A 22,883-nucleotide genomic window follows, 5' to 3' on the forward strand; every position below is an offset into this window, starting at 1 on the left:
CGGCAATTCATCCTGGCCCGATCCAAGGGGTGATCACCACACCCCGAAACACCCGAACCCCTCCACCACACCGGCGAAGGGGTCCGCGAGATCGTCCGTACCGACCCCTACCACGGAATCGGGCCGGAAGACCCCGACGTAAGCCAGTTCCACGTCGCATTGACATGAGTCAAAACAACATTCACAACCTCGATAACGGTTGAACCCATCGACAATCCCTCATCCTCGCGGTGACCGAACGCTGCGCAGCGTATCCGACCCACCCCCGCACCGAAACCATTGACCTTGCCCCTGAGGACAGGCTCTAGATTCGGGCCATGAAGATCGGTCAGGTCGCGCGGCTCGCCGAAGTGAGCGCCAAAGCCATCCGCCGCTACGAGGCCCTGGGCTTGGTCGCCCCGGCCCGCCAGGCCAACGGGTATCGCGAATACGACGACGACGCCGTGCGCCTCGTCCGCGAGATCCGCGCCCTCAATCGGCTCGGCATTCCCGTGGAGGAAACGCGCCCGTTTCTCGACTGCCTCGCCTCCGGTGGCGAGCACGTCGACGACTGTCCCTCGTCGCTCGCCGAATATCGAAGGGCCATAGCGGAACTCGGCTCGCAGATCGACGCTCTTACCGCCCGCCGGGACCGGTTGATCCAACGCCTCCACATGGCGGCTCACCGCAACAGCGTCGTCCCGGAAGGCCGCGAGTTGATCAGCCTGCCCCCGGATCTGCCGGTGCCGGCCGACGACGGCGCGGCGGATCATCTCGTGGGGCTCGCCGTCCCCGCACTGACATTCGACGGCACGGACGGCGGCGTCGTGGATCTCGCGGGTCTGGGTTCCGGGCGCACCATCGTGTACCTCTATCCGCTGACCGGGCGGCCCGATGTCGATCTGCCCGATGGTTGGGACAGTATCCCGGGAGCGCGCGGGTGCACGGCCGAGGCGTGTGGGTTCCGGGATCATCATGCGGAGCTCCAAATTGCTGGGGCGGAAAGGGTGTTCGGGCTCTCGAGTCAGAGCACAGGGTATCAGCGGGAGGTCGTGGAACGGCTGGGGTTGCCGTTTGTGATGTTGTCGGATCCTGGGCTGCGGTTGGCGGAGGCCTTGTCGCTGCCCACCTTCGAGGCCGGTGGGCAGCGACTGTATCGGCGTCTCACGCTCGTCCTGCGGGGCGGGGTGATCGAGCATGTCTTCTATCCCGTGTTTCCGCCGGATCAGCACGCGGAACAGGTGCTGGCCTGGCTACGGGGGTAATCGGCTGGTTCGCAGGGAATCTGGGGCCGGTTGTCACTTTCGATCGGGGCCTGCCGTACCGGCGAGGGCTTGGGCCGGTTGGGTCAGGAAGGTGAGGAGGTCGGTGGAGAGGCGCTCACCGTGGGTGAGATATACGCCGTGCGGGGCGTTGTCGTAGACGATCAACTCGCTGTTCGGGATGAGGGCGGCTTGGCGGTGGGCTCCGAACTCGAGGGAGATGGAGGCGTCGGCGTCGCCGTGGATGATGAGGGTGGGGACGGTGATATCGCGTAGTTCGGCGCGGAAATCGGTTTCCACTACGGCGCGGTTGCATTCGAGGATGGCTTGCAGGGAGGTGGCCGCGATGGAGGTGAGGACACGATCGCGGGCCAGCGGGGTGACGGCGCAACCGGGGAGGCCGACGCCGAGGTAGGCGTCGGCGTTGTCGAGTAGCCAGGTGTCCTGGTGGTGATGCCAGGAATCGCGCAGGGCGTCCGCGGCTGCCTGGGGGACGCCGTCGGCGTTGTCGGGGGTGGCCAGCAGGAACGGGAGGGTCGCGGCCACCAGGACGATGCGGTCGACCCGGTCGCTGCCGTAGCGCGAGAGGTAGCGGACGATCTCGCAGCCGCCCATGGAGTGGCCGACCAGGGTCACGTGGTGAAGCGCGAGGTGTTCGAGGACGTCGGCGAGATCGTCGGCCAGCGTGTCGTAGTCGTAGCCCAGGCCGGGATCGTCGGAGCGGCCGTGACCGCGGCGGTCGTAGGAGATGGCGCGCATGCCCTGCGCCACCAGGTCGGCCATCACGCCGCGCGGCTCGGTGCCGTCCATACCGGCGGCCGCGCAGAACAGGACGGGTTGGCCGGTGCCCCAGTCACGGTAGAAGAGCGTGGTGCCGGTGCGGGTCTCGAGGAAAGGCATTGGAGTGACTCCTTGTTCGTGTCGATCGGAACAGGGAGCAAGGTATCGGCGCTCCACTGACATCTTGTGTCAGTGGATTCCGGCAGAATCGACACCGTGCGAGCCAGCCGTCTGATGTCGATCCTGTTGCTTCTGCAGACACGCGACCGCGTCACCGCGCAGGAGATCGCCGACCAGCTGGAGGTCTCCGTGCGCACCGTCTACCGCGATATGGAATCGCTGTCCGCCGCCGGGATCCCCGTCTACGGCGATGCGGGCCACGCGGGCGGCTACCGGCTGCTCGATACCTTCCGGGCCCGCCTCAACCTGCTCACCGCCGACGAGGCCGAATCCCTGTTCCTGTCCGGACTCCCCAGCGCCGCAGCGGATCTCGGTCTGGGCGCACTCGTCACCGCCGCCAACCTCAAGGTGAGGTCCGCCCTGCCGGCCGAACTCCGCGACCGGGTGGGCCGCGTCGCCGAACGCTTCCACCTCGACGCGCCCGGCTGGTACACCGAATCCGAACCCGCCCCGCACCTGACCGCCGTCGCCGACGCCGTCTGGAACGAGCGCGCCCTGCGCTTCGACTACATCCGTTGGGCCACACCCAGTTCGGTCACCCGCACCACCGAACCCTTGGGCTTGGTTCTCAAATCCGGCAATTGGTACCTCGTCGGCCACACCGACACCGTCATCCGCACCTACCGCATCTCCCGAATCACGGACCTGCACGTCCTCGCCGACCCGGTGCGGCGCCCACCCGACTTCGACCTGGCCACCTACTGGGCCGGCTACCTGGCGTCCTTCGACCAACGCCGGCACAGCGATTCGGCACGCGTCCGCGTGGACGACCCCACCTACCAGCGCCTCCCCGAACTCCTCGACCCCGCCGCCGCCCAAGCGGCACACGACACCGCGACACCCCCGGATGCGCACGGCTACCGCGACATCCGCGTCCCCATCGAATCCCTCGACCGCGCGGTGTCGGATCTCCTGCGCCTCGGCGCGGGCGCGGAAGTCCTTGCCCCCGAAGAACTCCGGCGGCGTATGGCCGAAGAATCCGCCGCCATGGCCCGCCGCTACCGCTAGCGCGTCAGCCCTGAACCCGCGCGGCTGCGTCGTCCCGGCACGGCGGTTACTCAGCCGAGGCGCTGGCGCAAGAACAGGGCGGCGCGGTCGAGGGCCTCGTCGGCCTCGTCCAGGCTGCCGGCGAAGGATTGGAAGACGTGGGGGACCTCGGCGGTGATGTCGAGGATGACGTCCACGCCCGCCTCGCGGGCGCGAGCGGCCAGCCGGGTCGCGTCGTCGAGCAGCATCTCATTGGTGCCCGCCTGCAAGAGAATCGGCGGGAAACCGCGAAGGTCGGCCAGGACAGCCGGGCTGAGCAGGGGCTGGCGTGGATCCTGCCCGGCGAGGTACATGCCGCCGGTGTGATCGAGGCTCGCGCGCGTGAAGATCGGATCCCGATCGGCCTTGGTGAGCATGCTTTCGCCGGTGCGGGTCGCGTCCAGGCCGGGGGAGAAGGCGACAATGGCGGCCGGCAGCGGCAGACCCGCGTCGCGGGCGGCCAGACACGTGGTGATCGTCAGCCCGCCGCCCGCGGAATCGCCCGCGAAGGCGATGGACGCGGCGTCCGCACCGCTGTCGAGCAGGGCGCGATAGGCATCGACCGCGTCGTGGATGCCGGCGGGGAAGGGATGTTCGGGCGCCAACCGATAATCCACCGAGAGTGCGCGAAATCCTGTGCGAGTCACCAGGTTCGCGGTCAGTGTCATCGCGGTGTCAGGGGAGCCGCTGACGAATCCGCCGCCATGGAAATACAGGATGGTCCCCGGCCGGGCCTCGGCTGCCGGCTCGACCAGTACGGTCGGCCGCCCACCGAGTGTCGTTGCGCGAGTGCGAATCTCGCTCGGCACCCGCATCTGCGCCATCAACGCCGCGAACCCCGCCCGGATCTCCTCGATCGTGCGCGGCCCCGCGGGCACCGGCTGCCGCAACAGCGCGTCGATCTTCATCCGTTGTTCTCTGCTCATGGGAACCTTCCTGGGAAGTAGATTCCTGTACAGTATATGCCGTGGAAGATAAACGAGCAGCCGTCACCGCGCTACCGGCCCTGTTCGCCGACCTCGTCCGCTGCGAGACCCGCCTCTACAACGCGCTCAACGATCGCCTCCGCGAGCAACACGGCCTCACCACCGCCCAATACGAGATCCTGCGCTACCTGCACGACCACCCCGAAGCCCGCGTCGCCGACCTCGCCACCGAATTCGCCGCCGGCGTCGGCGCGATCAGCAAGGGCATCGACCGCATGGAAAACCTCGGCTGGGTCGAACGCCGCCCCAACCCCACCGACCGCCGCTCCTCCCTACTCGCCCTCTCCCACAACGGTTCCGACCTGTTCGACGCCGCCCAGAAAACCTTCACCACCCGCCTCACCGAACTACTCGCCGACCTCCCAGCCCTCACCACCGTCGCCCGCACCCTCGCCCACCTCCGCACCACCCTCGAAGACCGCCGAATCGGCCTCCCCGCAGGCTGAGTTGCGGCGAATCCGCCGGGCGGTCAGGTGAAATCGGACAGGCGGGTGAGTGGGAAAGTGATCGGGAACGGGTGCGAGACGTCGAGGACGTCGGCGTCCTCGAGCACAATTGGATCTGTGTACGCCGCACCGTTCAGGCGACGGATCTGAATGCGGGGGCGTGGGTCGAAATCGACCAGCCAGTACTGGTCGATGCCGGTGCGTGCGTACTCGGTCACCTTGCGGTGGCGGTCTTCTCGTTCACTGCCGGAGCCACGTGACACGATCTCGATCGCGATCTGGACATCGTTGCCCGGATACAGCGACAGGCCCAGATCTCGGGCGCTGCGGGCGGCTGCTGCGCCCATCAGTGCGACGTCGGGTTTACGGGCGCCGGCCGGAGTCGAAATATCCATCGGCGCTTGGACATAGACGTCCACCCCGGCATCTTCGGCCGCGCGCTGCAGAATGCGTGCCAGGACTTGCGCGAGATAGTCGTGGCGGGTGCTCGGGGACAATTCGATCAGCCAGCCGTCGACGAGCTCGAAAGCCTTGCCTTCGTCGGGAAGGCCGTGTAGATCCTCCACCGTGTACGGCCCGTAGCCGTATCCGTCGTCGACTGCCGGACTCACCGGCTCCTGTCCTTTCATCAGGGAACTCTGGCCAGTCTAAGGCGAATCCCCGGCCGACATCGTCGACCGGGGATTCGTTTCGTGCATCGATACGGATGGCGTCCTACACCGACTTGTTGAAGGCCTTGGCCTCGCGGCGGCGGCGGTGGAGGATCGGTTCCGTGTAGCCGTTGGGCTGGGTGGTGCCCTCGAGGACGAGTTCCTTGGCGGCCTGGAAGGCGATGGAGGCGTCGAAGTTGGCCGACATCGAGAAGTAGTTCGGGTCGCCGGCGTTCTGGCGGTCCACGACGGGGGCCATGCGCTCGAGAGAGGCGATGACGTCCTTCTCGGTGACGATGCCGTGGCGCAGCCAGTTGGCCATCAGCTGGGAGGAGATGCGCAGGGTGGCGCGGTCCTCCATGAGGCCGATGTCCTTGATGTCCGGCACCTTCGAACAACCGACGCCCTGGTCGATCCAGCGCACCACGTAGCCGAGGATGCCCTGCGAGTTGTTGTCCAGCTCCTGCTGGATCTCCTCGGGCGACCAGTTGGTGTCCGGTGCCAGCGGGATCTCGAGGATCTCGTCGACGGTGGCGCGCGGGCCGCCCTTGGCGAGCTCGGACTGCCGCTTGAACACGTCCACCAGGTGGTAGTGGGTGGCGTGCAGGGTGGCGGCGGTGGGCGAGGGCACCCACGCGGTGTTCGCGCCGGACTTCGGCTGCGCGATCTTCTGCGTCAGCATGTCGGCCATCATGTCGGGCATGGCCCACATGCCCTTACCGATCTGCGCCTTGCCGGGCAGGCCGGTGGCCAGACCGGTGTCGACGTTCCAGTCCTCGTAGGACTTGATCCACTGCTGGCCCTTCATCTCGGCCTTGCGGACCATCGGCCCGGCCTCCATGGAGGTGTGGATCTCGTCGCCGGTGCGGTCGAGGAAGCCGGTGTTGATGAACACCACGCGATCCTTGGCGGCGTGGATGGACGCCTTCAGGTTCACCGTGGTGCGGCGCTCCTCGTCCATGATGCCGACCTTGAGGGTGTTGACCGGCAGGCCAACGACCTCTTCGATGCGGCCGAACAGCTCGTCGGTGAAGGCCACCTCGTCCGGGCCGTGCATCTTCGGCTTCACGATGTAGATCGAGCCGGTGCGGGTGTTCTTCAGCTTGGTGTCGCCGTTGAGGGCGTGCTTGGCGATGAGGACGGTGATCAGGCCGTCCATGATGCCCTCGGGGATCTCGTTGCCCGCGGCGTCGATGATGGCGTCGGAAGTCATGAGGTGACCGACATTTCGCACGAACAGCAGCGAACGGCCGTGCAGCACAAGCTCACTGCCGTCGAGCGCGGTGTACACGCGGTCCGGGTTCATGGTGCGGGTGAAGGTCTTGCCGCCCTTCGAAACCTTTTCCGCCAGATCGCCCTTCATCAGACCCAGCCAGTTGTGGTAGCACAGGACCTTGTCCTCGGCGTCCACCGCGGCGACCGAATCCTCGAAGTCCATGATCGTGGTGACCGCGGACTCCAGCACGACGTCCTTGACACCGGCGGTGTCGGTGGAGCCGATGGGGGACTCGGGATCGATCTGGATCTCGATGTGCAGACCGTTGTGCTCGAGCAGCACCGAGGTCGGGTCGGCCGGATCACCCAGGTAACCCACCAGCGCATCGGCGTCGGCCAGGCCGATATCGGTGCCGTCCTCGAGGCCGACCACCAGCTCGCCGTCCTCGATCGAGTACTTGGTGGACCCGACGTGCGAGCCGGTGATCAGCGGCACCGCGTCGTCGAGGAAGTTGCGGGCCCACTCGATGACCTTGTCACCGCGGACCTTGTTGTAGCCCGTGCCCTTCTCCGCGCCATTGGCCTCGGAGATGGCATCGGTGCCGTACAGGGCGTCGTACAGCGAGCCCCAGCGCGCGTTCGCGGCATTGATGGCGAAGCGGGCGTTCATCACCGGCACGACCAGCTGCGGTCCGGCCTGGGTGGCGATTTCGGCGTCCACGTTCTCGGTACCGATCTGGAAATCGGCCGGTTCGGGACGGAGATAGCCGATCTCGGTCAGGAACTGCTTGTAGGCAGCCTTGTCGTAGCCAGCGCCCGGGTTCGCGCGGTGCCACTCGTCGATCTTGGCTTGGATGTCGTCGCGTTCCGCCAGCAAAGCGCGGTTGCGGGGGGCGAGGTCGTTGATGACGGCCTCGGCACCCGACCAGAACGCGGCGGAATCAACACCGGTGCCGGGAAGGGCCTCGTTCTCCACGAAATCGTGGAGCACCTTGGCAACCTGCAGCCCGCCGACCTGAATCCGCTCTGTCATCTACTGCCTCATTTCGAGAAGCCGGGTGGAAAAAGTACGGGCGTCATATTACTCGCGGTTACTGGGCGGTATTTCACGGCCTCGGGGTTGGGGCCTCGCACGATGGGTCTTGATTGTATCGAACGGTACATTTAATGTACTGGATGGAACATTTTCTGGCGGCTGTTCGTGAAGGTGTGAAACATGGGAAAACCCTTGTCCGGCAAGGTCTCTGTGGTAACGGGCGGCAGTCGCGGATTGGGCCGGGAGATGGTGCTCGCGCTCGCCGAGGCCGGATCCGAGGTCGTCATCGCCAGCCGCAAGCTCGCGGCATGTGAGGAATTAGCCGCCGACGTGCGCGCCGAGACCGGGCAACGGGCCTTGCCGGTGGCCTGCAACGTGGGGGACTGGGCGCAGTGCGAAGTGCTCGTGGACGCGGCCTACGGCGAGTTCGGGACCGTCGACGTGTTGATCAACAATGCCGGCATGTCGCTGCTCTACCCCAGCTTGGACCAGGTTTCCGAGGCCATGTTCGACAAGGTGATCGCGACCAATCTCAAGGGGCCGTTCCGGCTCTCGGCGCTCGTCGGCGCGCGCATGGCCGCGGCGGGGTCGGGATCGATCGTGAATATATCTTCGATCGAGGCCGCCCATCCGGAACCGCTGGCCGTGCCGTACGCCGCCGCGAAGGCCGGTCTCGAGGCGCTGACCGTGGGTTTGGCACACACCTATGGCCCCGCGGTGCGGGTCAACACCATCCGCTGCGGGGCCTTCGACACCGATATCGCCAAGGCGTGGCCCGAGGGGCTGCGCGCGGAACTGGCGCGGCACACCGCACTCGGCCGCATCGGCGTGCCCGCCGACATTGCCGGGGCCGCGCTGTTTCTGGCTTCCGACGCTTCCGCCTACGTCACGGGCGCGACCCTTGCCCTCGACGGCGGTTTCCGGTGACCGCCCCGCCCGCCCGCCGCCGCGGCCGCCCGCCCGCCTCGGCCGCCGCACCGGGGGAGACCCGGGAGCGGATCGTGCGCGCGGCGCTGGAGTTGTTTGCGGAGAAGGGTTTCCACGGCACCGGCGTCGCCGAGATCGGTGAGCGCGCCGACGTGCAGCGCGGGGCGCTGTACTACCACATCGGATCGAAAGAGGAACTGCTGTGGCAGATCCTCGGCGACTACACCCGGCTCATGCTCGCCGAGGCCGAGCAGATCGCCGGCGGCAACGATTATCCGGTCACCAAGCTGCGCAACCTCATTCGCAGTCACGTGCGGCTCATCATCGAGAACCGCAGCGCGGTCGCCATCCAGTTGCGCGACGGCGCCGCGCTCGGTGGTGAGCGGGCCGGCGAGCTTCAGGACCTGCGCGACCGTATCCAGGCACTGTGGCAGCAGGTGATCGACGCGGGCAAGGCGTCGGGCGTGCTGCGCACCGCCGATCACGTCGTCACCAACAGCGTGCTCGGCATGCTCAATTCGGTGACCTTCTGGTACCGCCCCGACGGACAGCGCACCCCCGACGAAATCGCCGACATCCTCGGCACCACCGTCCTGGACGGACTCATCCAACCCCGCAAGAGCACGAAAGGCTGATCATGGCTTGGGATTTCGACACCGACCCGGAGTATCAGAAGAAGCTGGACTGGGTCGCGGAGTTCGTCAGGACCGAGGTGGAACCCCTGGACCTGATCTACCCCAACCCCTACGACCGGCAGCACCCGGAGATCCGGGCCTTGATGAAACCGTTGCAGGAGCAGGTGAAACAGCAGCAGCTGTGGGCCTGCCACCTCGGACCCGAGCTGGGCGGACCCGGGTACGGGCAGCTGAAACTCGCGCTGCTCAACGAGGTGCTCGGCACCTCCATGTGGGCTCCGCTGGTGTTCGGTTGTCAGGCACCGGATTCCGGCAATGCCGAGATCCTCGCGCATTTCGGCACGCCCGAGCAGCAGGCGCGGTATCTCCAGCCGCTGCTGGACGGTGAGATCGGCTCCTGCTATGTGATGACCGAGCCCACCGGCGGCTCCGATCCCACCGCCTTCCAGACCCGTGCGGTCCGCGAGGGCGACGAGTGGGTCATCAACGGCGAGAAGTGGTTCAACTCCGCCGCCGAATTCGCCGCCTTCCACATCGTCATGGCCGTCACCGACCCGGACGCGCCACCGCATCAGCGGCTGTCGATGTTCATCGTGCCCGCCGATACCCCCGGCCTCGAGGTGGTGAAGAACTTCACCGTCCCCGGCTTCAGCGAACACGAAGGCCACCTGCGGTTCACGAACGTCCGCGTCCCCGCCGACGCGCTGCTCGGCGCGGAGGGCCTCGGTTTCATCGTCGCCCAGACCCGCCTCGGCGGCGGTCGCGTCCACCACGCCATGCGCACGGTCGCCTTGGTGCGCAAGGCGTTCGACATGATGTGCGAGCGCGCCGTCTCCCGCCCCATGGGCAAGGGCGTGCTCGGCGGCAAACAACTCACCCAGGAGAAGATCGCCGACTCCTGGATCGAAATGGAACAGTTCCGCCTGTTGGTGCTGCGCACCGCCTGGCGCATCGACAAGGAACAGGACTACCGCAAGGTCCGCCACGACATCGCCGCCATCAAGGTCGCCATGCCGAAGGTCATGCACGACATCGCCCAACGCGCCATGCACCTGCACGGCGCGCTCGGCGTCAGCACCGACCTCCCCTTCACCGACATGATGACCTACGCCCAGATCATGGCCATCGCCGACGGCCCCACCGAAGTCCACAAAATCACCCTCGCCAAGCAAATCCTCGGCACCTACACCCCCGCAGACCCCGTCTACCCCACCGGCTACCGCCCCGCCCTGCGCGAACAGGCGCGCGCCCTGGTCGCCCAACGCCTCGAACACGCCGTCGGCAACCTCTGACCGAAACAAGATCAGGGAGCTCTGAGTGAGGGAATTTGTCCGATTCCCCGCAGTGACAGCTCCCTGATCTTGTTTGCGGGGTTTAGGGGGTGCGGGGTTCGATCCAGAGGGCTTCGGAGAGGGCGCACAGGTCGCCTGCGGCGGTCGAGAGGGCTACGGCGACGGTGTGTTTGCGGCCTTCGCGGGCGAGGATCCAGGCGTGGGAGATGTAGTCTTCGCCGGCGTACACGGGGCGCAGTTGGGTGGCGGTGAGGGCGGCGGTGAAGGCGCCGGAGGCCATGTGGGAGAAGACGAAAGCGGCGCGGCCGCCGGGGCAGTCCAGTGCCGACCAGACCACCTCGGGCGGTAGTTCGCCGGAGTCGTTGGCGAGACCGGCGTCGGGAGTCCATGCGGCGGCCATGGTTTCGGTGCCGGGCAGGATCGAGGGGAACAGCAGCAGTCCGCGGCCGGGTGCGCAGGCCAGGCCGCAGCCGTAGCAGTCGGTCACCGTGCGCTCGCCCGCCAACGCCAGGTCCACGGCGGATTTCGCGGCCGACCACGACGGGGCCGGACGCGGGTGGACGGTGAGCGTCGCGGGCGCCGCCTCGACCAGCAAAGCGTCGTCGGCGCCGGTGAGGGTGGCGCGGCCATCCCCGGTGCGGGACAGCAGGATCGGCGAGTCCACCGCGACGGCGCGCCGGAAATCGACCCGCACCGTGTCCGCGCCCGACTGGGCGGCCAGCAGGCCGGCGACGTAGCCGCCGAATGCGATCCGCGGGTAGCCGTGAATGTGCGCGGGGATGGTGAGCGCTTCCGCCTGGGTCATGGTGGAGGTCAACCCCTTCCCGGCCGCCGCCGGCCGATCGATCTTTCGACCATACCCAGGGGAGCGAACCGGGGTCTCGTGAGATTTCGCACCCCACGGGAGCGTGGTGTCAGGACAGGGGTTGGGCTCCGCGCTGGGCGAGCATGACGGTCATCAATCCGGCCTCTTGGGATTGGGCGGTGACCATGCCGCGCGCGGCCTCCTTCACCGGGCCCTTGGTGATGAGTTCGTCGGCGGCCTTGGCCATGGCGACACCGCCGCGGTGGTGGCGCAGCATGAGTTGCAGGAACAGGACTTCGGCCTGGGCGCCGCGGGCGGTGGCGAGGGCGTCGAGTTCGGCTTGGGTGGCCATGCCGGGCATCGAGGTGCCGTTGGCGCTGGTCATGGTGGGCATTGCCGCCATGGAATGTTCGTGCGCGGCAGCGGAATTCATCCACGCCATCGGGGTCTTGGAATCGGGTGCGGCATTGGCCAGCCGCAGCCAGCCCATCATTGTGCCGATCTCCATGCGCTGGGTGTCGCCGATCTGCTGGGCGAGCTGACGCACCGTGGGGTCGACGCCGGAATCCAAGCGCTGCACCATGATCAGGGCCTGCTCGTGATGAGCCGTCATGTCCTGGGCGAACCCGATCTCCACGGCGCTCAGCACCGGAGCGGCCGAGTGATCCTCGGGGACGAGGATCGGCCGCACCAGAAAACCGGCGGTCAGCAGCAGAAGCGCGATGACCGCAAAACCGGCGCGCCGTCGGCCGGATTCGTTGGCGCGCAGCCGATCACGTAGCGACCCGGTCACGAACCCACCACGGACCGCTGATCGGCGGGCGGGGTGTACACGTCGTCGGCGAGCTGCAACACCATGAAACCGTTGTCGTTGCAGGTGGCCCACAGCTGGCTGCCGTGCCATTCCGGCGGGGAGAAGCACCAGTCGGTGGACAGGTCGCCGAAGGCGATCATGCCGGTGCGCGAGGACAGCGCCTGATTCGGGTCGAACTTGCCCTCCAGCATGGCGCGCGCCGCCGACGGGAACTCCATGGCCGGGACGCCGATGATCGAGGCCAGCGCGTGCGGTGAATTCCACAACTCGAGGTTGCGGCCCTTGCGGGCGGGCGGGTTGAAGTAGGCGATCTCCTTGGCGTGGAACGGATCCCGCACATCGAACACCCGGATCCCGGACTCCTCCCAGCCGCAGGCGAGCGCGGTCGGGTTGGTCGGGCGGTCGGCGGCGCAGTAGTGCGCGTCGTAGGAGAACACCGAGCCGCCCATGGCCGAGGCCATCGCCGAATCCTGGTTGTCCGGCAGGTTGATCTCGAGTTTGATCTTGGCCGCGACGCTGGGGTTGGTGTCGTCGGAGATGTCGATGAGCTTCACGCCGCCGGCGCCGCCCTCGTCCACGGTGAACAGGTAGGGCTTGCCGTCGTAGGTGACCGGAATGCTGTGCTGGGTCGCCCAGCCATCGGTCCAGAAGACCCGTCCCAGATGGTTGACCTGCGGGTTCGGATCGCGCCGCTGCACGGCGCTGATATCGAGCACCGTGAAACCGGCCAGCGCCGACAGATACATGCGGTTGCCGTCCGGGCTGATCCCGAAGCCGTGCGCCTCGATACCGGTCAGGCCCTGCCAGATCACGTGCGGATTCGCGGGATCGGTCAGGTCGACCGCGCTCACGAAGCCGGGCGCGATGCCGGAGGCCCAATAAGTCCGCCCGTCAGGGGAGAAGCCGCCCTCGTGCGTCGTGATCGGCAGCGGCATCAGCAGATTCGTGCCCGCGCCCGGATTCAGCAGCCGCGGATGCGCGCAGTCGGAGATGTCGTAGACCGACAGGTAGCCCGCGCCCTCGCCGACTGGGACACCGGTGCCCACCAACAGCTTTCGCTCCGGATTGACCTTCAACGACTCCCAGGTGCCGGCCAGCATGGCCGGTTCGGTGAGGCTGCCGGTCACCACCGGATTCGCCGGATCGGACACATCGAGCACCTGCACGCCCTGCGAAGGACCGAGGATATTGCCCGGGAACAACGATCCGGTGTACGAGCAGTGGTCGTAGGTCGCCGAGGTGATCCCCGCGCCCTTACCGACATACCCGCCCACGAACGACAGATTGCAGCGGTAGCCCAGCGTGCTGCGTCCGCTGTTGCGATCGTCGGCCGGAACATCGCCCTGCATACCGGTTTCCGGCAGCGCGTCCGCCCCGCAGTCCGCGCGCGGCACCGAGGTGCGCCCCACGTCCAGGAACTGTTGCACCTGATTGGCGATATCGGACTGCAGATCCGCGCCCGCCCCGTGCATCGGCAGCACGGCCGCCCCCAACAGCGTCACCGCCAGCACCGCGAACGGCTTGGACCGACGCACGCGCGTGAACCGCCTCATCGCGGAACCCCCATCTTCGGTGGAACTCGAGCACCGTGACCGGTGGCACAGCGCAGTGCCCGGAGTGGTCACGGTTACGTTTCGCACCGTAACTCATAAACTGACTGGCCGGTAGGGGTAGCGGGAAATTGTCTGTGACAGTCCAGGTTCGGGTCAGGAATTCAGCTGCGCGCGGTCGGCGGCGGCGCGGCCGGCGTGCCAGCCCTCGGCGTCGGGAACCGAGACGCGGGAAGCCTTGGTACTCGGGAAAAGGGTGGCGAGAGCGGTCTCGACGCGACGTTCGTGAGAGGCAAGCACCGGCAGGAGGTGTTCGCGGTCCGGGGTTTTGGCGATGGTGTCGGCGGTGGCGCGGGTGAGACGTTCACCGATGCGGGTGGCGTAGGCGATGAGGAAGGATTTGCGGAAGGGGCGGGTGCGAGCCGAGTTTCGGGTATCGCCGGTGGCGATCATCGCCCGGGTGGCCTGCACCAGCAGGGAGGTGATGAGCAGCTCGGCGGCGTCGAGATCGGGATCGTCGCCGACGAGGGTGACGAAACCCCACTCCGCCGAGAAGACCGCGCGGCAGCGGTTGGCGCGGGCGACCGCGTCGACCAGCAGCGCCTTCGCGTCGACATAGGGGGTGTCGAGCCACAACCGGCGTGCGCCAGGCAGATCGGCGACGGTGTCGGCCTCCAACAGGACGCGGTCGATCGCGTACTTGGTCATCAGCTCCTGGGCTTTGGCGGACAGCGCCTCGGCTTCCTCTGGGAAGGAGGTGGATTCGGCCTTCGCCAGCAGGCCACGCACCCGGCCGAGCGCCTTCTCGTCCACCCGATGGTGCGCCGGTCGCGCGGGGCGCGCCCTGCCCGGCAGCGGACGGATGAGTTCCATCCGGGGCAGCTGGAACAGCAAGGCCAGCGCTTCGACCACGGCAGTCACCGCCTCGGACGCGATCAGCAACTGGCTGCGCGCCCATTGCCCGAGATGTGGGCTCGACTGTTCCCACCAGACGGTGGCGTCCAGGTCGACGAGCTGAGCTCGCCAGGTTTCGTCGACCGTGTCCAGGGCGAACCGCTCGACGTGGGCGGCCATCAGATCGACCAGGTAGGCGACCGCGAACTCCCCGACCCGGCGTCGCGCGGCCTGCCACACGTCGGCGGGCAGCCAGCCGCCCTCGAACGCCGTCGTGATCGCCTGCCGCCCAGCCAGATCCACGCCCTGCTCCAGTGCCGGAGTGAAACCGTTCCCGGCCACCCGCGCCGCGAGCCGCTCGCCCGCACGCGCGTCACCGACCGCTTCCAGCGCGGCCGCCAGAATCGCGGACCCGATCTCCTCGGGGCCGGCCGTCTCTCCCAGCTCTGGGCGCGAGTCGCTACCCGCGCCGTCCTGCCGAGCACGCTCCTGGCGCGCACGCTGGGCCGCTGCCTTGTGCCGCCGGTTCTTACCCACGCTTCGCCTCCTGTGCCTACCGGTCGGCGACAGCCAGCAAGGAGCGGCACGCGTCGAGCAGGCGGATGCGCAAGGGTTCGGCGCGCGCGGCGATGTCAGCCTGGGCCCGGACGTATTCGGCTCGGCCGGCGGGGGTTTCGATACGGATGGGGTCGTAGCCGAACGCGCGCAGATCGTAGGGGCTGGCCTTCATGTCGAGTTCGCGAGCGACGCAGGCCAATTCGAAGGCGTCGAACAGGAAATCGGAGCCGATCAAGGGGGTGAGTTTGAAGCCCCACTTGTAGATGTCCATATTGGCGTGCAGGCAGCCGGGCTGCTCCCGCTCCACCTGGGACTCGCGGGTGAGGGGCTCGATATTGAGGGGCACCGCGGCGGGGGTGAAGAAGCGAAAGGCGTCGAAGTGAGTGCAGCGCAACTGCATCGACTCGACCACGGCGTCGGTGCCACTCGCGCCCAAGCGCAGCGGAACCTGCTGGTGGCGGACGTCGTCGGTGCGGTAGACCATCGCCCATTCGTGCAGCCCGAAACAGGACAACTGGGTGGGCCGGGTCATGGTGGCCGAGAGCAGACGGGCCACGAATGCGACCGTGTCGCGCCGCTTCTCGAGGAAGGCCGGATCGGCCGTCCACCCCGCGACCCCGGCCTCGGCCGAAATACGCTGGTAGCCACGGAATTCCGTGTACTCCTCGGCATCCTCGAGGACCACCCCGAACCCGGGATGCCAGCGTTTGAGCTGCGCCGGCTTGTGACCGTAATACGTGAACAGGAAATCGATCACCGGATGCTTCGAACCTGCCGCACGCCGTGCCAGATACGGGCCGACCAGCGCGTCGACCCGCGCGCGGTGGGCGGCCGCCCGATCCCGCCATGCGGGACCGGACAACCGCTCGACCGCGGCAGCACGAGGTTCGGTGGGCGCGTTCATCATTCGGCGAGGCGGTGGGTGGCGTCGCGGACGGTGCCCACGAACTCCTCCACCAGATCTTCCAGGGCCACGATGCCGACCGTATTGCCGCGGCTGTCGACCACGCGCCCCAAATGGGAATTGGTGCGGCGCAGGCGAGCCAGCGCCTCGTACAGGGTGGTGCCCATGCTCAGGGTCGGCAGCGGCCGGATATCGGTGCGCGGAATCGGGGTGCCCGGCCCCGCGTCGTCGTCGGCGGTCAGATCCAGCACGTCCTTGACGTGCAGATAGCCGACCAGCGACCCGTCGCCCGCCTGCACCGGATACCGCGAGAAACCCGTTTCGCCGACCGCGGATTCGATATCGCCCAGCGTCGTTCCGTCCCCGCGCAACGGCACCGACCGCGCCTTGGCCAGCGGCACCATCACATCGGCGACGATGCGGTCGCTCGAGCCCAGCGCCTGGGTGAGGCGGCGATGCTCCTCCTCGTCCAGCAGTCCCTCCGACCGGGATTCGCCGAACATCTCCGCCAGCTCCACCGACGACACGGTGGAATCCAGTTCGTCCTTCGGCTCGATCCGCAAGGCGCGCAAGGTGATATTGGCCGCGAAGTTGTAGAGCGCGATCAACGGCTTGGCCAGCCGCAGCCACATCAGATGCAACGGCACCAGCAGCAGCGCGGAGCGTTCCGGCCCGGCCAGCGCGATGTTCTTCGGGATCATCTCGCCCAGCAGGATGTGCAGGATCACCACGATCGCCAGCGCCAGCGCGAACGCGATCGGATGCAGCAGCGAATCCGGCACGCCCAGCAGGTCGTAGGGCCGCTCGAGCAGATGCGCCACCGCCGGCTCACCCACCCGGCCCAGCAGAATCGAGCAGATGGTGATGCCCAGCTGCGCGGCCGCCAGCATCATCGACAGGTTCTGGCCCGCCGCGATGACGGTGTTGGCGCTGCGCTTGCCTTGTGCGGCAAGCGCTTCCAGCCGGTCGCGGCGCGCGGAGATGAGCGCGAACTCCGCGCCCACGAAGAACGCGTTGCCCAGCAGCAATGCCAACGCCAAGGCGACGGCGTACAGGTCACCCATGGGCCTGCTCCCACTCCGCGAGGGCCGCGGCGTCGACCGGGCGGATGAGCACCCGGTCGATGCGGCGGCCGTCCATGCGCTCCACGGTGGCCAGCCAGCCGCCGTCGGTGTGCGGATCCATCACATTGGCCGGTTGCGGCAGCGCGACCTCGTCGCCCACCACCGGGATCCGGCCCAGGCGCGTCAGCACGAGACCGCCGATGGTCTCGTATTCGCCCTCGGGCGCGTCGTATCCGGTCGCGCGGGAGACCTCGTCGATGCGCAGCAGGCCCGCGCAGTTCCAGCCGGCGGGGGTGCGGCGCACGTCGAGTTCGCCCTCGTCGTGCTCGTCGCGCACGTCCCCGAGGATCTCCTCGATCAGATCCTCCATGGTGACGATGCCCGCGGTGCCGCCGTACTCGTCGACCACCAGCGCCACCTGCATGCCGTCGCGGCGCACCCGATCCAGCACCTCGTCGCCGTCGAGGCTGGCCGGGACCACCGGCACCGGCTTGGCGATGCTGGCCAGCTTGATACTGCGGCGATCCCGCGCCGGATACAGGAACACCTGCTTGACGTGCACGAACCCGAGCGTGTTGTCCAGATCGCCCTTTATGACCGGGAAACGGGAGTACCCGGTCTCGCGGGCCGCGTCGATGAGATCGGCGAGCGTGCAGTCCTGATCGAGGGCGTCGATGGTGACGCGCGGGGTCATCAGCTCCTCCGCGGTGCGCTCACCGAACTCCAGCGAGCGGTCCACCACCTGCGCGGTGCGCTGATCCAGCGCCCCGTGCAACGCGGAAGTCCGCACCAGCGAACCCAATTCCTGCGGTGAGCGCGCCGAGCGCAACTCCTCGGCCGGTTCGATGCCCAGCCGGCGCACCGCCCAGTTGGCGGCCCCGTTGAGGAAGTTGATCATCCACTTGAACACCGTCGAGAAGGCGATCATCGGCGCGGCCGTGAACCGCGCCACCGTCAGCGGCGAGGCGATGGCGATGTTCTTGGGCACCAGTTCGCCGTAGATCATCGACAGCGAGGTCGCGATGATCAGCGCCAGCGCCAGCGAAATGCCATGGGAGGTACCGGCACTCACGCCGAAGGCGTTGAACATCGGCTCCAGCAGCCGGGCCAGCACGGGCTCGGCGATATAGCCGGTGATCAGCGTGGTGATGGTGATGCCCAGCTGCGCGCCCGACAGCTGGAAGGAGAGGGTGCGATGCGCGCTGCGCACCTGGCGCGCCCGGCGGTCGCCCCCGCGGGCATGAGCCTCGACGGTGGAGCGTTCCAGGGCGGTGAGCGAGAACTCGGCGGCGACGAACAGTGCCGTGCCGGCGGTCAAAGCGATGAATCCGAGCAGACTGAGAACGGTGAGCAGGGCCGACACGGTCAGTACCACCTGGCCGTTCGTAGGGCTCGTACTGCGTGGGCGCCGGGTTCGTCACCCGGCTCGGTAGAGGAGCCCTCCTGTGAAGCGCCCTGGGACGCGGGTGACAACTGGTTCCTTTCGCAGGGGTTGGCAAGGGAATACGCACGGTGGAGACCCGATTCCGGGCTCCGGATAGCCCATGGTACCGGGCCGCTTTCCCGGATTCCGCACGGCGGGGCCGTATCACCCGGCCGCCCGCGAAAAACGCACCCGCACACGCGAAACCCGGCCGGTCCGAGGCGGACCCGCCGGGTTTCGGCTGTGCAGTACTAGCGGATCACCAGCCCGACGGCAGGGGACGGCCCTCGGCGAAACCGGCGGCCGACTGGACGCCCAGGGTGGCGCGCTCGTGGAATTCCGCGAGCGTGCGCGCGCCGGCGTAGGTGCAGGAGCTGCGGACGCCGGAGGTGATGTGGTCGATCAGGTCCTCGACGCCCGGGCGCTCGGGGTCCAGGCGCATGCGCGAGGAGGAGATGCCCTCCTCGAACAGCGCCTTGCGGGCCCGGTCGAACGCGGAATCGGTGGCGGTGCGGGCGGCCACGGCACGCTTGGAGGCCATGCCGAAGGACTCCTTGTAGCGGTTGCCGTCGCGGTCGGTGCGCAGATCGCCGGGCGACTCGTAGGTGCCGGCGAACCAGGAACCGATCATCACGTTCGAGGCGCCGGCGGCCAGCGCCAAGGCCACGTCGCGCGGGTGGCGGACACCGCCGTCGGCCCACACGTGCTTGCCGAATTCCTTGGCGGCCGCGGCACATTCGGCCACCGCCGAGAACTGCGGGCGGCCCACGCCGGTCATCATGCGGGTGGTGCACATGGCGCCGGGACCCACACCGACCTTGATGATGTCCGCGCCGGCCTCGATCAGATCGCGCACGCCCTCGGCGGCGACGACGTTGCCCGCGACCAGCGGCACACCCAGATCCAGGGCGGCCACGGTGCGCAGCGCTTCGATCATCTTCTCCTGATGCCCGTGCGCGGTGTCCATCACCAGCACGTCGGCGCCCGCGTCGACCAGGGCCTTGGCCTTGGCCGGGACGTCGCCGTTGATGCCGACGGCCGCGGCGATGCGCAGCTGGCCGTTGGCGTCGGTGGCCGGGGTGTAGATGCCGGTGCGGATGGAACCGGTGCGGGTCATCACGCCCGCGAGGGTGCCGTCCGAGTTGACGAGCACCGCGATGTTGGTGTGCTTGGCCTCGAGCAGCGCGAAGATCTCGCGGGGCTCGGTGTCGGCCGGAGCGGACACGAAGTTGGTGTCGGCGACCGTGCTCAAGCGGGCGAAGCGGTCCACGTCCGCGCAGGAGGACTCGGTGACCACGCCGACCGGCTTGCCGTTCTCGACCACGATGACCGCGCCGTGGGCGCGCTTGTGGATGAGGGCCAGCGCGTCGGAGACCGACTGCTCGGGATCGAGCACCACGGGGGTGTCGGCCGTGAGCGAGCGGCTCTTGACGAAGGCGATGGTGTCGGCGGCCGCGGGAATCGGAAGATCCTGCGGCAGCACCACGATGCCGCCGCGGCGGGCGACGGTCTCGGCCATGCGGCGGCCGGCGACGGCGGTCATATTGGCGACCACGAGCGGAATGGTCGTGCCGGTCCCATCGGTGGAGGAGAGATCGACATCGAACCGGGACGCCACATCCGTCCGGCGGGGGACGAGGAAGACGTCGTCGTAGGTCAGGTCGTAGGGCGGAGTCTGCCCGGGAAGAAACTGCACGTTGGACCATGGTAGCTGAATGCTGTGCGTTCGCGGTGCGGTCGGGCGGAGAATTTCCGATCGGGGCGGAACGAGCGACGCACGGCAGCGCGGACCCGAAGCGGCTGGCCTGCCCCGTATTTGCTCCGCGATCGCTACCGCCTTTGTGGGGCTGCCAGTTATCTCGATCTCGTCCGATATGCCGGAAGCGGCGGTCTATTTTCCGCGCGTGTCCGTAGGAACGTCCAAACGTCGTGTCGCCGTCAGCGCGTCGTGCGGCGGGTTCCCGGCTTGCGTTTCTTGTTGTGCGGGCGGCTCTCACCCTTGGGGCGCTGCCAGGTGCGGGGTTGTTCGCGCGAATCGGGTTGGGCGGCAGCGGGAGTCGACGGATCGAGGACGGGACGACCGGTGGGGCGGCGCGCCCCGGTGATCTCCGCGAGCCGCCGATCGCCCGGCCGGACCTCGACCTCGACGAGCGTGACACCGGCCAGGCGGGCCAGCCGGTCGGCCTCCTCGCGGTTGTCGGGGGTGACGATGGTGACCACCGTGCCCGACGCGCCCGCGCGGGCGGTGCGGCCGGTCCGGTGCAGGTAGTCCTTCGGATCGGCGGGCAGATCGACGTGCACGACCAGGGAGACGTCGTCGATGTGCAGTCCGCGGGCGGCGACATCGGTGGCGACCAGCACCGGCGCGGTGCCGTCGGCGAACGCGGCCAGGGTCCGGGTGCGCTGGTTCTGCACCTTGCCGCCGTGCAGCGCGACCGCGCCGACGCCCTCCTCCCGCAGTTTGCGCGCCAGTTTGTCCGCGCCGTACTGGGTTTTCACGAACAGCAGGGTGCGCCCGGCGCGCGCGGCGATCTCGGTGACGACCAGGCGCTTGTCGGTGCGCCGGACCTGCAATGCGTAGTGGGCGATATCCGGGACCGCGGACGTGCGCCCGGTCGCACCGCGGTCCGCGGGTGCGCCCGAATTCTCGGCTGGGCGATCAGGATCGGCGTCTTGCGGAGCCGAGGAGCTCGCGGCGCCGGTACGATCCGTGTCCGGCGTGGCGCCGGAATCCGCCGCCCCGACCGCATGCCAGGCCGGATCGCGCAGATACCGTTGCGCCAGTTCGTCGATCGCGCTGTCGAGGGTGGCGGAGAACAGTAGTTGCTGCGCGTCGGCGGGCACCTTGTTGAGCAGGGCCGTGAGCTGCGGCAGGAAGCCGAGTTCGGCCATGTGGTCGGCCTCGTCCACGGTGACCACGCGAATGTCGGTCAGCGCCACGGCCTTCCGCCCGAGCAGATCGGTCAATCGTCCCGGCGTCGCGATGACCACGTCCACCCCGCGCGCCAGCCGCTCCTCCTGCTTCTTGATCGGCAACCCGCCGACCGCGGAGGTCAGGCGCAGGCCGAGCGCCAGCGCGGGCTCGTCCAGCGCCGATTCGATCTGCATGGCCAGCTCCCGGGTCGGGGCCAGGATCAGGCCGCGCGGTCGCCGGGGCTGGCTCGGCGCGCCGAACAGCCGCGTCAGCAGCGGCAGACCGAACGCCAGGGTCTTGCCGGAACCCGTTGCCGCCCGGCCCAGCACGTCACGCCCGGCCAGGATGTCGGGAATGACCGCCTGCTGGATCGGGAACGGCCTGTCGATTCCGCTGCGGCGCAATGCCTGCACCAGCACCACCGGAAGTCCGAGATCGGCGAAGGTCGCCGCGTTCGCCCCGACGGGCGGCGCGGCGGCGGGCGAGGTCTCGGGCTGGGTGTGGATGGTGTCCTCCAGGTCTGGGGTCGAAGAAGTGGCCGCGGGCACGGCGGAACCCGCCGCGCCCGAGTCGGATTCGGGGACGCGCGGGTGGCGATCAGGCACGGCTGACCAGGCGGCTGAGTTCCACCAGCCAGGGGATGGCCACCGCGAGGGTCGGGACCACGAGAATGGCCAGCGCCGCCAGGTAGGCCGCGACCGCGATGCGCACATCGCCGATGGGACCGGCGAGACGCTGGATGCGGATCAGGGTGGTGGGGCCGCCGACGGCCATCGCACCCTGCGGGGCAGGCGAATTCGAGCAGGCCACCAGCGCGCGCGCCAGGGGAGTGGGGCCGGTGACCTTGACCGCGGAATCGTCGGCGAGCAGTTCGATGAGCAGCTTCACCGAGTCCAGCGCGGACTTCGAGCGCACCACCCGCGGAAACGCCTCGTGCGCGGCGGTGAACGCCTCGAGCACCAGATCGTGGCGGGCGCGCAGGTGCGAGCGCTCATGGCTGACGATGGCGGTCAGCTCCCGATCGGACAGGTTGGTGACGGTGCCCTGGCTCAGCACCACGCGCTGGCGGATACCGGGCAGGCAGTAGGCGATCGGTTCGGTGGCCGCCAGCACCCGGATATCGGCCGCCTGCCGTTGCACGCTGGACTGATCGAGCAGGTCGACCAGCATGCGATGGCGGGCGCGCCGGCGGCGAGTGTGGATGCCGACCCGGATCACCGACCAGATCAGCCGCGCCCCGACCAGCAGGGTGAGCGCGAACACCAGCACCAGCGCCAGCCACAGCGGCAACCCGAGCGCGTCGATCTCCTTGCTGGGCGTGGTGGTCGGGCGGCCGTCCGCGCCGGGGACCAGCAGCCGCGAGGCGATGGCCAGGCCGGACCCGAAGGCCGACAGCACCGCGGCCAGCGCGATCGCCTGCCAAAGCACCAGTGCCGCACGGGGACTGCGATAGGGCCAGGTGGCGCGGCTGAGCAGCGCTGGTACCGGTCCCGCCAACAACAAGGCGAGACCGGCGAATACCGGCGCTGTCCAGTCCATGACC

The 22,883-nt window shown here is 68.4% G+C and carries 20 protein-coding genes; 6 read left to right on the plus strand and 14 right to left on the minus strand.

What is annotated here, in order from left to right; genetic code table 11:
* Positions 1-317: 317 nt before the first annotated feature.
* On the plus strand, positions 318-1,244 hold the full coding sequence (locus tag D7D52_RS08135; protein ID WP_120735764.1) for a MerR family transcriptional regulator: 927 nt from the start codon (positions 318-320) through the stop codon (positions 1,242-1,244).
* Between the two features lie 33 nt (positions 1,245-1,277).
* Here the strand turns inward: D7D52_RS08135 and D7D52_RS08140 are convergent, their stop codons facing one another.
* Positions 1,278-2,141, minus strand: a complete 864-nt coding sequence (locus D7D52_RS08140; RefSeq protein WP_162958210.1) for an alpha/beta fold hydrolase — start codon at positions 2,139-2,141, stop codon at positions 1,278-1,280.
* Positions 2,142-2,237: 96 nt separating this feature from the next.
* On the opposite strand from D7D52_RS08140, the gene D7D52_RS08145 reads away from it, so the two are divergent.
* Positions 2,238-3,209 (plus strand): helix-turn-helix transcriptional regulator, encoded by a 972-nt coding sequence (locus tag D7D52_RS08145; protein ID WP_120743912.1) that lies wholly within the window; start codon positions 2,238-2,240, stop codon positions 3,207-3,209.
* A 50-nt stretch (positions 3,210-3,259) separates the two neighbouring features.
* Here D7D52_RS08145 and D7D52_RS08150 read toward each other — a convergent pair whose 3' ends face one another.
* Positions 3,260-4,153, minus strand: a complete 894-nt coding sequence (locus tag D7D52_RS08150; RefSeq protein WP_120735766.1) for an alpha/beta hydrolase — start codon at positions 4,151-4,153, stop codon at positions 3,260-3,262.
* 41 nt (positions 4,154-4,194) lie between these two features.
* Between D7D52_RS08150 and D7D52_RS08155 the strand changes: the two genes are divergently transcribed.
* The gene (locus D7D52_RS08155; RefSeq protein ID WP_120735767.1) at positions 4,195-4,659 is read left to right on the plus strand and encodes a MarR family winged helix-turn-helix transcriptional regulator; all 465 of its coding nucleotides are present in this window, start codon (positions 4,195-4,197) and stop codon (positions 4,657-4,659) included.
* 23 nt (positions 4,660-4,682) lie between these two features.
* Here D7D52_RS08155 and D7D52_RS08160 read toward each other — a convergent pair whose 3' ends face one another.
* Both D7D52_RS08160 and D7D52_RS08165 read right to left on the minus strand, forming a co-directional pair.
* A complete protein-coding gene (locus D7D52_RS08160; protein WP_162958211.1) occupies positions 4,683-5,270 on the minus strand; it encodes a Uma2 family endonuclease in 588 nt (195 codons plus the stop codon).
* Between the two features lie 103 nt (positions 5,271-5,373).
* A complete protein-coding gene (locus tag D7D52_RS08165; RefSeq protein ID WP_120735769.1) occupies positions 5,374-7,557 on the minus strand; it encodes a malate synthase G in 2,184 nt (727 codons plus the stop codon).
* Positions 7,558-7,740: 183 nt separating this feature from the next.
* Here D7D52_RS08165 and D7D52_RS08170 point away from each other — a divergent pair, with 183 nt between their 5' ends.
* Genes D7D52_RS08170 through D7D52_RS08180 form a run of 3 tightly spaced genes read left to right on the plus strand, consistent with a single transcriptional unit; the run spans position 7,741 to position 10,414 of the window.
* Positions 7,741-8,487 carry an SDR family NAD(P)-dependent oxidoreductase gene (locus tag D7D52_RS08170; protein WP_120735770.1) on the plus strand — a complete coding sequence of 249 codons (747 nt, stop codon included), beginning with the start codon at positions 7,741-7,743 and terminating at the stop codon, positions 8,485-8,487.
* Positions 8,484-9,122: a TetR/AcrR family transcriptional regulator gene (locus D7D52_RS08175; protein ID WP_120735771.1), complete on the plus strand. Its 639-nt coding sequence runs from the start codon at positions 8,484-8,486 to the stop codon at positions 9,120-9,122. The genes D7D52_RS08170 and D7D52_RS08175 overlap by 4 nt, the downstream gene beginning before the upstream one ends.
* 2 nt (positions 9,123-9,124) lie before the next feature.
* The gene (locus D7D52_RS08180) at positions 9,125-10,414 is read left to right on the plus strand and encodes an acyl-CoA dehydrogenase family protein (RefSeq protein WP_120735772.1); all 1,290 of its coding nucleotides are present in this window, start codon (positions 9,125-9,127) and stop codon (positions 10,412-10,414) included.
* An 82-nt stretch (positions 10,415-10,496) separates the two neighbouring features.
* Here the strand turns inward: D7D52_RS08180 and D7D52_RS08185 are convergent, their stop codons facing one another.
* The 10 genes from D7D52_RS08185 to D7D52_RS08230 all read right to left on the minus strand — a co-directional run bounded on the left by D7D52_RS08185 (position 10,497) and on the right by D7D52_RS08230 (position 22,879).
* The gene (locus D7D52_RS08185) at positions 10,497-11,219 is read right to left on the minus strand and encodes a PaaI family thioesterase (protein WP_120743913.1); all 723 of its coding nucleotides are present in this window, start codon (positions 11,217-11,219) and stop codon (positions 10,497-10,499) included.
* Between the two features lie 109 nt (positions 11,220-11,328).
* Positions 11,329-12,012 carry a DUF305 domain-containing protein gene (locus tag D7D52_RS08190; RefSeq protein WP_425464616.1) on the minus strand — a complete coding sequence of 228 codons (684 nt, stop codon included), beginning with the start codon at positions 12,010-12,012 and terminating at the stop codon, positions 11,329-11,331.
* On the minus strand, positions 12,009-13,586 hold the full coding sequence (locus D7D52_RS08195; RefSeq protein ID WP_120735774.1) for an LVIVD repeat-containing protein: 1,578 nt from the start codon (positions 13,584-13,586) through the stop codon (positions 12,009-12,011). Before D7D52_RS08195 ends, D7D52_RS08190 begins: the two co-directional genes overlap by 4 nt.
* A gap of 153 nt (positions 13,587-13,739) precedes the next feature.
* Positions 13,740-15,014 carry a DUF2786 domain-containing protein gene (locus tag D7D52_RS08200; protein ID WP_246023690.1) on the minus strand — a complete coding sequence of 425 codons (1,275 nt, stop codon included), beginning with the start codon at positions 15,012-15,014 and terminating at the stop codon, positions 13,740-13,742.
* Between the two features lie 16 nt (positions 15,015-15,030).
* Positions 15,031-15,942: a 3-methyladenine DNA glycosylase gene (locus tag D7D52_RS08205; RefSeq protein ID WP_246023691.1), complete on the minus strand. Its 912-nt coding sequence runs from the start codon at positions 15,940-15,942 to the stop codon at positions 15,031-15,033.
* Entirely contained in the window at positions 15,939-17,003 is a 1,065-nt protein-coding gene (locus tag D7D52_RS08210) for a hemolysin family protein (RefSeq protein WP_120735775.1), read from the minus strand. Before D7D52_RS08210 ends, D7D52_RS08205 begins: the two co-directional genes overlap by 4 nt.
* A complete protein-coding gene (locus D7D52_RS08215) occupies positions 16,996-18,366 on the minus strand; it encodes a hemolysin family protein (protein ID WP_120743916.1) in 1,371 nt (456 codons plus the stop codon). Before D7D52_RS08215 ends, D7D52_RS08210 begins: the two co-directional genes overlap by 8 nt.
* A gap of 319 nt (positions 18,367-18,685) precedes the next feature.
* Positions 18,686-20,122, minus strand: a complete 1,437-nt coding sequence (locus D7D52_RS08220) for a GuaB1 family IMP dehydrogenase-related protein (protein WP_120735776.1) — start codon at positions 20,120-20,122, stop codon at positions 18,686-18,688.
* Positions 20,123-20,364: 242 nt separating this feature from the next.
* Positions 20,365-21,846 (minus strand): DEAD/DEAH box helicase, encoded by a 1,482-nt coding sequence (locus tag D7D52_RS08225; RefSeq protein WP_246023971.1) that lies wholly within the window; start codon positions 21,844-21,846, stop codon positions 20,365-20,367.
* Between the two features lie 91 nt (positions 21,847-21,937).
* Positions 21,938-22,879 (minus strand): M56 family metallopeptidase, encoded by a 942-nt coding sequence (locus D7D52_RS08230; protein ID WP_120735778.1) that lies wholly within the window; start codon positions 22,877-22,879, stop codon positions 21,938-21,940.
* Between the last annotated feature and the right edge of the window lie 4 nt (positions 22,880-22,883).

Source organism: Nocardia yunnanensis (assembly GCF_003626895.1).
GTDB classification, from domain to species: domain Bacteria; phylum Actinomycetota; class Actinomycetes; order Mycobacteriales; family Mycobacteriaceae; genus Nocardia; species Nocardia yunnanensis.